This window comes from Sulfitobacter sp. HI0027 (assembly GCF_001634775.1).
Lineage (GTDB): Bacteria > Pseudomonadota > Alphaproteobacteria > Rhodobacterales > Rhodobacteraceae > Sulfitobacter.
This window is the reverse complement of record NZ_LWER01000003.1, coordinates 1-11,365: the sequence shown is the minus strand read 5'-3', so window position 1 is coordinate 11,365 and position 11,365 is coordinate 1. Positions and strand designations below refer to the sequence as shown.

At 62.0% G+C, this 11,365-nt stretch carries 10 protein-coding genes; 3 read left to right on the top strand and 7 right to left on the bottom strand.

What is annotated here, in order from left to right; translation table 11 throughout:
* The coding region (locus A3722_RS00265) for a helix-turn-helix domain-containing protein (protein ID WP_150120020.1) at positions 1-263 on the bottom strand (263 nt) is incomplete at its 3' end.
* Positions 264-504: 241 nt separating this feature from the next.
* On the opposite strand from A3722_RS00265, the gene A3722_RS00260 reads away from it, so the two are divergent.
* From A3722_RS00260 to A3722_RS00250, 3 genes are read left to right on the top strand one after another with little or no spacing between them, the layout of a single operon-like run.
* The gene (locus A3722_RS00260; protein WP_082849300.1) at positions 505-1,011 is read left to right on the top strand and encodes a 2Fe-2S iron-sulfur cluster-binding protein; all 507 of its coding nucleotides are present in this window, start codon (positions 505-507) and stop codon (positions 1,009-1,011) included.
* Complete coding sequence (locus A3722_RS00255) at positions 1,008-1,994, top strand: FAD binding domain-containing protein (RefSeq protein WP_067624934.1); 987 nt, start codon at positions 1,008-1,010, stop codon at positions 1,992-1,994. The genes A3722_RS00260 and A3722_RS00255 overlap by 4 nt, the downstream gene beginning before the upstream one ends.
* Positions 1,991-4,180 (top strand): xanthine dehydrogenase family protein molybdopterin-binding subunit, encoded by a 2,190-nt coding sequence (locus A3722_RS00250; RefSeq protein ID WP_067624936.1) that lies wholly within the window; start codon positions 1,991-1,993, stop codon positions 4,178-4,180. The genes A3722_RS00255 and A3722_RS00250 overlap by 4 nt, the downstream gene beginning before the upstream one ends.
* Positions 4,181-4,240: 60 nt before the next feature.
* Here the strand turns inward: A3722_RS00250 and xylB are convergent, their stop codons facing one another.
* From xylB to A3722_RS00220, 6 genes are all read right to left on the bottom strand, one after another.
* Entirely contained in the window at positions 4,241-5,686 is a 1,446-nt protein-coding gene (gene xylB / locus A3722_RS00245; RefSeq protein ID WP_067624938.1) for a xylulokinase, read from the bottom strand.
* A gap of 62 nt (positions 5,687-5,748) precedes the next feature.
* A complete protein-coding gene (locus A3722_RS00240; protein WP_082849299.1) occupies positions 5,749-6,696 on the bottom strand; it encodes an ABC transporter substrate-binding protein in 948 nt (315 codons plus the stop codon).
* Between the two features lie 33 nt (positions 6,697-6,729).
* Positions 6,730-7,728, bottom strand: coding sequence for an ABC transporter permease (locus tag A3722_RS00235; protein WP_067624941.1), 999 nt, complete (start codon positions 7,726-7,728; stop codon positions 6,730-6,732).
* An 11-nt stretch (positions 7,729-7,739) separates the two neighbouring features.
* Complete coding sequence (locus A3722_RS00230; protein ID WP_067624947.1) at positions 7,740-9,257, bottom strand: sugar ABC transporter ATP-binding protein; 1,518 nt, start codon at positions 9,255-9,257, stop codon at positions 7,740-7,742.
* The gene (locus tag A3722_RS00225; protein ID WP_067915841.1) at positions 9,254-10,390 is read right to left on the bottom strand and encodes a Gfo/Idh/MocA family protein; all 1,137 of its coding nucleotides are present in this window, start codon (positions 10,388-10,390) and stop codon (positions 9,254-9,256) included. The genes A3722_RS00230 and A3722_RS00225 overlap by 4 nt, the downstream gene beginning before the upstream one ends.
* Positions 10,390-11,365 (bottom strand): sugar phosphate isomerase/epimerase family protein (locus A3722_RS00220; RefSeq protein WP_067915838.1); only part of this gene is annotated, 976 nt, incomplete at its 5' end. The genes A3722_RS00220 and A3722_RS00225, both read right to left, overlap by 1 nt.

Below are 11,365 nucleotides of genomic sequence, written 5' to 3'. Positions count from 1 at the left end.
ATAACAGCCTTCCGAAGCTTAGGGAGACGGATCAATTTCCGCCGCCGCGCACGTCGAGCTTCTGCCTTCCGCTGTGCAATCACACAATAGTAGCCACTGAGATTTGGCATTTCGCCATCAATGTAAAAATTCCGCTTTATGTCGCGATAGACTGTTGAGCGGTGTCTCCCAAGCTCAGCGGCTATTTTGTTGATCGAGAATTTTGCTCTGAGCATGTCCTCGATGATGCGTCTTTCACGCAAATCCAGCTCTGTATGTGCCATGTCTGTTCTCCTTGCTTTTTCAGCAAGATACCGGAAGTGTCGCAACCCAGTTTAGAATGTGCCCAATCGGCAGACGTTGCACTTGTAATCATCATTATGTAATTTAGAACCGCGAACGGCGAGGCTTCCGCTTCCGCCGCGCCCAACCGCTTGCCGCCCAACTTCGCCGCCCTACGTCCCGACGCAGCCGATAGCTGGAGGGTTTTGCCCATCCGCCCCCATTTAGCCAAAGGAATTTGCCGTGGAAACGAAATTGACCATTAATGGCACCGAGCAGCGGCTGGATCTTGATCCCCGCACAACGCTTTTGGATGCGTTACGCCACCACCTTGGACTGACCGGCAGCAAAAAAGGCTGCGATCACGGGCAATGCGGCGCCTGCACGGTGATGGTGAACGGACGCCGGATCAACGCCTGCCTGACGCTGGCCTGTATGCATGACGGTGATAAGGTCACCACGATCGAAGGCATCGGCCAGCCCGGCAACCTCAGCCCGCTGCAAGAGGCTTTTGTCAGCGAAGACGGGTTTCAGTGCGGCTATTGCACCCCCGGTCAGATCTGCTCGGCCACCGCGATGCTTGAGGAGATCTCAAACGGGTGGCCCAGCCATGTGACCGATGATCTGAGCGGCAAGGCCGACCTGACGCCCGAAGAAATCTCGGAACGGATGAGCGGCAACCTCTGCCGCTGTTCGGCCTATCCCAATATCGTCGATGCGATCCGCAAAGCCGCGGGAGAAAACGCATGAGACCTTTTGACTATACCCGCGCCGAAGACACAGAAGCCGCAGCGCGCCAAGCGGCGGGCGGTGGCACTTTCATCGCCGGGGGCACCAACCTTTTGGACCTGATGAAACTAGAGGTCATGACCCCCGAGGCGCTGATCGACATCAACCGTCTGGACCTTGCCGAGATCGAAGAGACCGACGACGGCGGGCTGCGCGTCGGGGCCTTGGTGACCAACAGCGATCTGGCCAATGACGCCCGCGTGCGCGAAGGCTGGCCAGTGCTGAGCCGCGCGCTGCTGGCCGGGGCCAGCGGGCAGCTGCGCAACAAGGCGACGACGGGGGGCAACCTGCTGCAACGCACGCGGTGTCTGTATTTCTACGACCGCGCAATGCCTTGCAACAAACGTGAGCCGGGCACGGGCTGTTCGGCGAAAGACGGGTTTAACCGCATCCTCGCCGTGCTGGGCACCTCGGAGCATTGCATCGCCACCCACCCCAGCGACATGGCCGTGGCCATGCGCGCCCTTGGGGCCGAGGTGGAGACGCTGAAAGAGGATGGAAGCACGCGCCACCTGACGCTGGATGATCTCTATCTTCTGCCGGGAGACCGCCCCGATCAAGAGACCGTTCTTGAAGCGGGCGAGTTGATCACCGCTGTGGTCTTGCCCGCGCCCGTCGAGGGCAAACAGACCTACCGCAAGGTGCGGGATCGGGCCTCTTATGCCTTCGCGCTGGTCTCTGTGGCCGGGATCGTCGAAGTGCAGGACGGGCGGATCACCCGCGCCGATCTGGCCTTTGGCGGGCTGGCACCGAAACCTTGGCGCAATGTTGAGGTTGAGGACCTGCTGACCGGTGAAGCGCCATCGGAAGACCTGTTCAACAAAGCCGCCGACCTGCTGCTGGCCGAGGCCAAAGGCTATGGCGCGAATGATTTCAAAATCCCCCTCGCCCGCCGCACGCTGGTGTCGGTGCTAAGCGAACTTACCGCGGAGGCCCAGCAATGACCGAGCAATTCAAAATGGACGCGCCCGCCACCGCCCGCAGGCTTGATGATATGGCGCAGGGTCTTGTCGGTGCGCCGCTTGACCGCCCCGAGGGGCCGCTGAAAGTTACTGGAACGGCGACCTATGCCAACGAATGGCAGGTCGAGGGGATGGTGCATGGCGTGATGGTCCGCGCCCCGGGCAACAGTGGCCGCGTGGTTTTGGCCAATCGGGATGACGTGGCGAAAATGCCGGGCGTCTTGGCCGTGATCCAAGACGAACGCCTGCTGCGCAACCCCGCCCAAGGCACCGCGAACAAAGCCCCGATTCAGGGGCCGGATCACGCCGCCTATCTTGGGCAGTTGATCGCGGTCGTGGTTGCCGAAGGCTTTGAACAGGCCCGCCATGCGGCGCAATCGCTGAAGGTGGAACTTGAAAACGGCGAGGTTATGCCGGTCGATCCTGCAACGGCGGCGGTTGAACCGCAAGAGGCGAAAACGCTGGATCAGGGCGATCTGGATAGCGCGATGCAGGAGGCCGCGTTTTCGGTGGATGTGACCTATACCACCCCGTCGCATTCCAGCTCCCCGATGGAGCCGCATGCCTCTATCGCGTCGTGGGACGGCGATGACCTGACCCTGCGCGGCAGCTATCAGATGCTGAAATACAACCGCAACGAGCTGTCGGACGCGCTTGGCATTCACCCCGACCGGCTGCGCATCCTGTCTCCTTACGTCGGCGGCGGCTTTGGCTCGAAACTCGGGATCGCGCCCGAGGCGGTCGCGGCGGCGATTGCGGCAAAAGAGGTGGGCCGCCCGGTTTCTGTCGCCCTCCAACGGCCACAGGTCTATGAGGCGACGATGCGCAGGTCAGAGACCACGCAGCGTGTGCGGCTTGCCGCTGATGCCGAGGGGAAGTTGACCGGTCTGGGCCATGACGCGCGCGTGTCCAACCTGCCCGGAGAGACCTTCGCTGAGCCGGTTTTGCAAGCCTCGCATTTCCTCTATGCCGGGGCGAACCGCAAGATGTCGATGGATCTGGCACGGGTGCACCGCCTCTGCGCAGGCTCTGTCCGCGCGCCGGGCGAAGCGGTGGGCGTCACCGTTTTCGAGGGCGCGATGGATGAGCTGGCCGACAAGATCGGCATGGACCCGGTCGAACTGCGCCGCCGCAACATCCCCGAAAAAGACCCCGAAAGCGGCAAAGACTTCTCTTCTCGTCGCTTCCGTGAGGCGCTTGACAGCGGGGCCGAGACCTTTGGCTGGGCCGACCGCCCCGGCATCAAGGAACGGCGTGAGGGCGAATGGCTGATCGGATACGGCATGGCCTCGGCGGCGCGGATCAACGTGCTGATGGAGAGCCAAGCCCGCGTGACGCTGATGCCCGATGGCCGCCTGCGGGTCGAGACGGACATGACCGACATCGGCACCGGCACCTATGCGATTTTGGGGCAAATCGCGGGCGATATGATGGGCCTGCCGCGAGATGCCGTGGATGTGGTCTTGGGCGATACCACCTTACCGCCGGCCTCTGGCTCTGGCGGGTCGTGGGGCGCGTCGTCGAGCGGCACCTCTGTCTATCTGGCCTGTGAGGCGATCCGCAAACAATTGGCCGAGCGGCTGGAGGTGGACGAAAATGACCTAACGCTGAAAGATGGAATGGCCACATTCGACAATCAGACCCGAAGCCTGAGCGAGATCCTGAACGGCGATGAGATCGCGAAGCTTGGACATGTGCTGCCCGGCGACACTTCCGAGGCGGTGCGGCAGGCGACATTCGGTGCCTATTTCGCCGAAGTCGCGGTTCATGCCGCCTCGGGCGAGACGCGGGTGCGGCGGATGCACGGCACTTTCGCCGCAGGGCGGATCCTGAATGCCAAGACGGCGCGCTCGCAATGTCTGGGCGGGATGACCTTTGGCATCGGCATCGCGCTGACCGAGGAGTTGGCCTTTGACCCGCGCGACGGGCATGTGGCCAACCACAACCTTGCGGAATACCACATTCCGGTGAACGCCGACGTGCCGCAGCTGACCGTCGATCTGCTGGAGGAACGTGACGATTGGGCCAACCCGGTGCAGGCGAAAGGGATCGGTGAGTTGGGCATCTGCGGCGCGGCTGCGGCGATCACCAATGCGATCTACAACGCCACCGGGGTGCGGGTGCGCGACTATCCCGCCACCTTGGACAAGGTGATTGCGGGGATGTAATCGACGACGGGGCGGCCCCATTGGTCGCCCCTTGCTCTGTCTATCATTATGATCTGGTGGTTAGCGCGTCTGGCGCCCCGTCCACGCCTGTCGGTAGGCCGCGTAGCTTTGCGCATAGGCCCCTTCAAGCGCGGGGTTCGGGGCGATGCTTTTGCGGATCTTTGGGGGGTGTATCACCTCGGCCTGCCGTGCCTCCCCGCAGCCCAGCATGGCCAGCCGTGCCGCGCCGAGCGCCGCCCCCTGTGCACCGCTTTCCGGCACGTCGAGGGTCAGCCCGGTGATGTCGGCGATCATCTGCAACCAAGTCTCTGACTGGCTGCCCCCGCCCGCCACGCAAACACGCTCTGGCAGGGAGCCACATTGCTCCAGTGCGCGACAGCAGTCTGCAAAGGCAAATCCGACCCCCTCCATCACTGCCTGCACCATGTCGGGCAACCCATGCCCCCGGCGCAGCCCGTGGAAGGCACCGGTGGCGTCGGGCGCGTTATGCGGCGTGCGTTCGCCTGAGAGATAGGGCAGGAAAGTGATGGGAGAGGGTTCGGTCGCACCCTTAACCATGCCCGCCAAGGCTGCGGGAGTTTGACCCGTGATCTGCCCCAGCCATGCCAAAGCATCCGTGGCAGATAAGATCACGCCCATCTGATGCCATGTCTCGGGCACGGCGTGGCAGAAACTATGCACCGCACCTTCGGTGTTGCTGGCGAAACGGTCGGTCACGGTGAAAAGCACGCCCGAAGTGCCGAGTGACAAAAACCCCTCCCCCGGCTGCACCAGCCCCAGCCCGACGGCGGTGGCCGCGTTGTCGCCCGCGCCCCCCGCAACGGCGACGTTGCTGACGCCCCAGTCGGCGGCAAGCGCGGCCCGCAGCCCACCCGCGCGCGCACTGCCCTCAACCAAGCGCGGCATGTGATCGCGGGTCAAGTCCGTCGCGGCCAGCAGCTCATCCGACCAATCGCGTTTGGCCACATCCAGCCAGAGCGTACCCGCCGCGTCGGACATTTCCGAGACGTGTTCACCCGTCAGCCAAAGGCCGACATAATCCTTGGGCAACAGAACTTTGCGGACCTGTTCGAAAACCTCAGGCTCATGCTTTTGCACCCATCGCAACTTGGGCGCGGTGAAACCTGCCATGACGATATTGCCACCGAGCCCGCGAAAATCGGCGTGCGCTTCCAGTTCCGCGCATTCGGCGTGGGCGCGGCCATCGTTCCACAAGATTGTCGGGCGCAGGGGCCGGTCGTTCGCGTCAAGCAGCGTGGCGCCGTGCATCTGGCCCGACACGGCAATGCCGCGCAGCGCTGCAAAGTGCACAGGGGCCGCCGCGCGGACCTGCGCAATCGCGGCCTCGCAGGCGGTGATCCATGAGTGAGGGTCCTGCTCGCTCCACATCGGGTGCGGGCGCTGAACCTCCAACGGGGCATGACCCTCGGCCAAGGCTTTTTGGCCTTCGTCGATCAAAAGCGCTTTGACGCCCGAGGTGCCTAGGTCCAAGCCGAGATAGGTCATGCGGTACTCATTACTTCACAAGTGGGAAAATGCCACCGGCAATCTGCCGGTGGCGATGTTCATTAGAACGGGCTGTCAGGATAGTAGAAATCCATCGCGTTCTCTTGCGTCACCAGCACCGAGCCGATCACGAAAGTGCCCGAGACCGGCGCGTTGGAGGTGAGGCCCACGGCGGTCAGTTCAATCGCGGTGGCGATCATCGACGGCGGATAGGTCACATTGGCCGGGATCATCGCGTCGCCATCGGCGGTACGCTTGATCATTTCTTTCATCCCAGCACCGCCAAGCACGAATTTCACATCGTCACGGCCTGCGGCCTCAATCGCGGCCAGAACGCCAATCGCCATATCATCGTCCGAGGCCCAGACCGCGTCGATATTGGGGTATTTCGACAGGAAATCCTGCATCACGGTAAAGCTGTCGTCGCGGTTCCAGTTGCCGTGCTCCATATCGAGCACGTTGATGCCAGAGCCTTCGATGGCTGTGTTGAAGCCCTCGACACGCTCGTTGTCGATGGTGGTGGGGATGCCGCGCAGCACGACGATATCACCGCCCTCCGGCATCTGCTGGGCCATGAACTCACCCGAGACCTTGCCAAAGCCGCTGTTGTCACCCGCAACATAGAGGTCTTGGATGCCCTCAACGGAAAGACCACGGTCGACCACCGTCACCCATGCACCGCCTTCGGCCACAGCCTGCACCGGCGGGGTCAGCGGATCGGATTCAAACGGCAGCACCACCAGCGCGTCGATGTTGCGCGTGGCGACCATGTCTTCGATGTCGTTCACCTGTTTGCCGGGGTCCGACGCGGTGGCGAGGACGAAGTCGAGATCGGGATAGACCTCTTCCAGCCGCTCGACGGTCTCCTTGGCGTGGAAGTTCATGCCCCCCGCCCAGCCGTGGGTCGCCGCCGGGATCGAGACGCCGATAACCTTGGTCTCTTGGGCAAAGGCGCCCGTACCGACAGCCGTGGCCAGCGCCGTCGCAATGAATGTTTTGGTAAATGTCATTTTTGCTCCTCCCATGAAGCGTTCAACTACGGCTTAAAGCGCCGTCTTCCTTTCGCGCTGTAGGATCACAGCGAGAATGATGATAATCCCTTGGATCGCCCCATTGAGATATGGCGACACGAAATCGGTAAGGTTCAGAATATTGCCGATGAGGCTTAGGATCAGCACGCCGATGACGGTGCCCCAGACCCGGCCAAAACCGCCCTTCAATACCGTGCCGCCAATGATCACGGCGGCGATGGCTTCCAGCTCCCACAGCACCCCGGTCGAGGCCGAAGCCGAGCCGAGGCGGGGCACATACATGATTGTCGCGATGCCCACCAAGATGCCCAAAGCAGCATAAGAGATCAGCCGCGTGCGGTTGACGTTCACATTGGAATAATGCGCGACATGTTCGTTGGAGCCCGTGGCGGCGCAGTGGCGACCATAAACGGTGCGCGACATGATGATCTCACCAATAATGACCACCAGCGCAAAAACGATGATCGGCCAGCTGATCCCGAGGATCCCGTCGAAATACACGGGCCGATAGAAACTGCGCAGCCCGAAATCGAGCGACAGGGTGCCACCATCGGCCAGCCACGTCACCAGCGAACGGTAGATGCCCATGGAGCCAAGCGTGACGATGAAGGCCTCAATACCAAGCGCGGTAATTAAAAAGCCGTTCAACAGGCCAGCCAGTAGCCCCGCGACGATGGCCGTGAACATCCCCAACAGGATGATCGGCACGCCGACACCGAGGCTCGGCAAGGCGGCGTTCATCACCAAGATCATCAGCCCCGCGATAAAGGCCGCCATCGACCCCACCGAAAGGTCGAGCCCCCCAGCGGTAATGACAAAGGTCATGCCCACCGCGATGATCCCGATGAAGGCCGAGCGGGCAAGCACGTTGGTGATATTCGCCGCACTCAGGAAGTTGGAGTTCATCAGCGCGCCGATAACCAAAAGGACGATCAGCGCGATGATTGGCCCGAGGACGGACATCGACGGCATCCGGAAGCTTTTGGTGTGAGGTGTGGTTACATCTGTCATCTTCGGTTTCCTTAGGCCGTCATCGGCATTTGTTCGGCGCGCAGCCCCATCGAGAGGCGCACAATCGCGTCTTCCGTGATCTCACCTGCGTTCAGCGTGCCGCTGACCTCGCCCAGCCGCATGACCATCACACGGTCGGCAAGGCCGATGAGTTCGGGCATTTCAGAGGTGATCACGATGATCGCATGACCCTGATCGGCCAGTTTGCGCAGGAAGGCATAGATTTGCTGCTTGGTACCGATGTCGATGCCGCGTGTGGGTTCATCGACGATCAGGATGCGCGGCTCAGAGAGCATGATCTTGGCCAGCAGCAGTTTCTGCTGGTTGCCACCCGACATATTGCCGACGCGCACATCACGGCTGCCTGCGCGAATGTCGAATTCGCTGATCGCATGGGTCAACGCCGTTTCCTCGGCGCCTCGGTCGATCAGGAAACCGCCGAATTTATGCAGGTTCTGCAGCGTTAGGTTTTCTCGCATGCCGCGTTCCAACAGCAGCCCGCGCAGCTTGCGGTCTTCGGTGAGGTAGCACAGCCCGGCTTGCTGCGCGTCGCTGGGTCGTTTGAATTGCACCGGCTGGCCGAAAAGCGTGACACGATCGGACGTCGCCGGGCGCAGCCCCGCCAGCCCTTCCATCACCTCAGTCCGGCCCGAGCCGATGAGCCCGCCGACACCCAAAATTTCGCCCTGCCGCAACGAAAAGGAGACGTTTCTGGCAAAGCCCGGCACGCTGAGGTTTTCGACCGAGAGCACCTCTGGCGCGCCCTGTGCCACGCCGGGTTTTGGCGGATAGAGGTCCGACACATCGCGGCCCACCATTGCGGTCGCCATCTCATCTTCGGTGATCTCAGAGGTCGGGCCGGACTGCACCACCGCCCCGTCGCGCATGATGGTCACATGGTCCGAGATCTCGGCCACTTCGTCCAATTTATGCGAGGTGAACAGAACTGCCGTGCCCGCCGCGCGCAGCGCCGCGACCTGTTTAAACAGTACATCGGTCTCGCGTTTGGTCAGCACCGCCGTCGGCTCGTCCATGATCAACACCCGCGCATCGCGCGAGAGGGCTTTGGCGATTTCGACCATCTGTTTGTCGGAGTTCGACAGGCGCGACACCAGCGCGTCGGGGGAGACGTTGCAGGCCACCCGATCAAGATAGTCGCGCGTGCGCCGCCGCATCTCGGCCTTGTCGAGCAGTGGCCCGCGTTTCAATTCGCGGCCCAGAAAGATGTTCTGTTCCACGGTCAACTGCTCGGCCAGATTGAACTCCTGATGGATCATAACGATCCCTGCCATCTCGCCCTCGTGCAGACTGTCGAAACGGGCGGTCGCACCGTCAAGTTCGACAGCGCCTTTGGAGGGCAGTTGATAGCCCGCCATGATCTTCATCGTGGTGGATTTGCCCGCCCCGTTCTCACCAATGAGCGCATGAACGGTCCCCGGCTCCAGCGCGAGGGTCACGCCATGCAGCACTTCGATCGAGCCGAAGCTCTTGCTCACGTCGCGCAGGGCAAGAACGGGGGTGGCGCTCATAGCTTGGTCCACGCCGCATCATTGGCCGAGGAGGTGACACAGGCGTTGATGAAACGCATCCCCGCCATGCCCGCAGTGATGCCGGGCAGCACGCCCATGGCGCTTTCGCGGGTCGCCCCGCCCTGCACCGCACGGATCGCATCGGCGGCCTCATTATAGATTGTGGCGAACCCTTCGAGGTAGCCTTCGGGGTGGCCACCGGGAATGCGACTCACCGACTGCGAGGCTTCCGATGTTCCGGCCCCGTTGCGGGTAATCAGGCGTTTCGGCTCTCCCAATGGCGTGAACCACAGGTAGTTCGGGTCCTCCTGCGACCACTCCAGACCGCCCTTTTCCCCATAAACCCGCAGCTTCAGCGCGTTTTCGTTACCGGGGGCCACTTGGCTTGACCACAGCATGCCGCGCGCGCCGCCCGCAAAACGCAGCATCATATGCGCGTTGTCGTCGAGCTTTCGCCCCTTGCCCCAGCTTTGCAGATCTGCGGCAAGGCTTTCGACCTGCAGACCGCTGACAAAGCACGCAAGGTTATGGGCATGGGTGCCGATGTCCCCCACCGAGCCACCCGCGCCAGAGCGTGCGGGATCGGTGCGCCATTCGGCTTGTTTGACGCCTTCGTTCTCCATCGGCGCGGTTAGCCAATCCTGCGGGTACTCTGCCTGAACGATGCGAATATCGCCCAGATCACCCGCCGCCACCATGGCCCGCGCTTGGCGGATCATGGGGTAGCCGGTGTAGTTATGGGTGAGGATGAAAAGCGCCTCGGCCTCCGCGACGCTGGCCGCCAACGCCTCCGCATCCTCAAGCGTTGAGGTCAGCGGCTTGTCGCAGATCACATGGATGCCCTTGGCCAAGAATGCTTGGGCTGCGGCGGCGTGCACGTGGTTAGGCGTCACGATCGAAACCGCCTCAATCCCGTCGTCGCGGGCGGCTTCGGCCTCGGCCATCTCTTCGAAACTGCCGTAGGAGCGCGGGATGCCCAAAGCCTCCGCACTGGCAGCGGATTTCTCGGGGGTCGAAGACAGCGCACCTGCCACCAGATCAAAACGGTCATCGATGCGCGAAGCGATGCGGTGCACCCCGCCGATAAAGGCGTCATTGCCGCCGCCCACCATGCCAAGTCGAATACGTGCCATCAGTCGATCCCCAGCATCTTGCGGTTTGCCGCCTCATCGGTGCCGCCATCGGCGAAATCGTCAAAGGCTTTGTCGGTTACGCGGATGATATGATCCTTGACGAACTGCGCCCCCTCGCGCGCGCCGTCTTCGGGGTGCTTGAGGCAGCATTCCCATTCCACCACGGCCCAACCATCGAAATCATTCGCCGCCATTTTGGAAAAGACCGCGCCGAAATCAACCTGGCCGTCGCCCAGCGACCGGAACCGCCCGGCGCGGTCCGTCCAACTTTGGTAGCCAGAATAGACCCCCTGACGCCCTGTCGGATTGAACTCAGCATCCTTGACGTGGAACATCTTGATCCGGTCTTTGTAGATGTCGATGTTATCAATATAATCAAGGCATTGCAGGACATAGTGGCTGGGATCATAAAGCATGTTGGCCCGCGCGTGATTGCCCGTGCGTTCCAAGAACATCTCATAGGTGATGCCGTCATGCAGGTCTTCGCCGGGGTGGATCTCATAGCAGACATCGACGCCGCAGTCTTCGGCGTGGTTCAGGATCGGCAGCCAACGCGCGGCCAACTCATCAAAGGCGGTCTCAATCAGCCCCGCAGGGCGCTGTGGCCATGGGTAGACATAAGGCCACGCCAGCGCGCCCGAAAAGGTCGCATGTGCGCCAATCCCCATATTCTTGGACGCCGAAAGCGCCATCTTTACCTGCTCGACGGCCCATTCCTGACGCGCCTTGGGATTGCCGCGCACTTCCTCTACGGCGAAGCCGTCAAAGGCAGTGTCATAGGCCGGGTGCACCGCGACCAACTGGCCCTGAAGGTGGGTCGAAAGTTCGGTGACCTCTACGCCGTTCTCGACTGCCTTGCCCTTGAACTCATCGCAGTAATCCTTGCTTGACGCCGCTTTGGCCAAGTCGATCAGCCGTGCGTCCCAACTGGGCACCTGCACACCCTTATAGCCACAATCGGCAGCCCATTTGGTG

What these genes read in the sequence shown, in the direction of transcription:
- A3722_RS00235 (WP_067624941.1), bottom strand. Translation starts at nt 7,728, where the DNA reads ATGACAGATGTAACCACACCTCACACCAAAAGCTTCCGGATGCCGTCG.
- A3722_RS00230 (WP_067624947.1), bottom strand. Translation starts at nt 9,257, where the DNA reads ATGAGCGCCACCCCCGTTCTTGCCCTGCGCGACGTGAGCAAGAGCTTC.
- A3722_RS00250 (WP_067624936.1), top strand. Translation starts at nt 1,991, where the DNA reads ATGACCGAGCAATTCAAAATGGACGCGCCCGCCACCGCCCGCAGGCTT.
- xylB (WP_067624938.1), bottom strand. Translation starts at nt 5,686, where the DNA reads ATGACCTATCTCGGCTTGGACCTAGGCACCTCGGGCGTCAAAGCGCTT.
- A3722_RS00225 (WP_067915841.1), bottom strand. Translation starts at nt 10,390, where the DNA reads ATGGCACGTATTCGACTTGGCATGGTGGGCGGCGGCAATGACGCCTTT.
- A3722_RS00240 (WP_082849299.1), bottom strand. Translation starts at nt 6,696, where the DNA reads ATGACATTTACCAAAACATTCATTGCGACGGCGCTGGCCACGGCTGTC.
- A3722_RS00255 (WP_067624934.1), top strand. Translation starts at nt 1,008, where the DNA reads ATGAGACCTTTTGACTATACCCGCGCCGAAGACACAGAAGCCGCAGCG.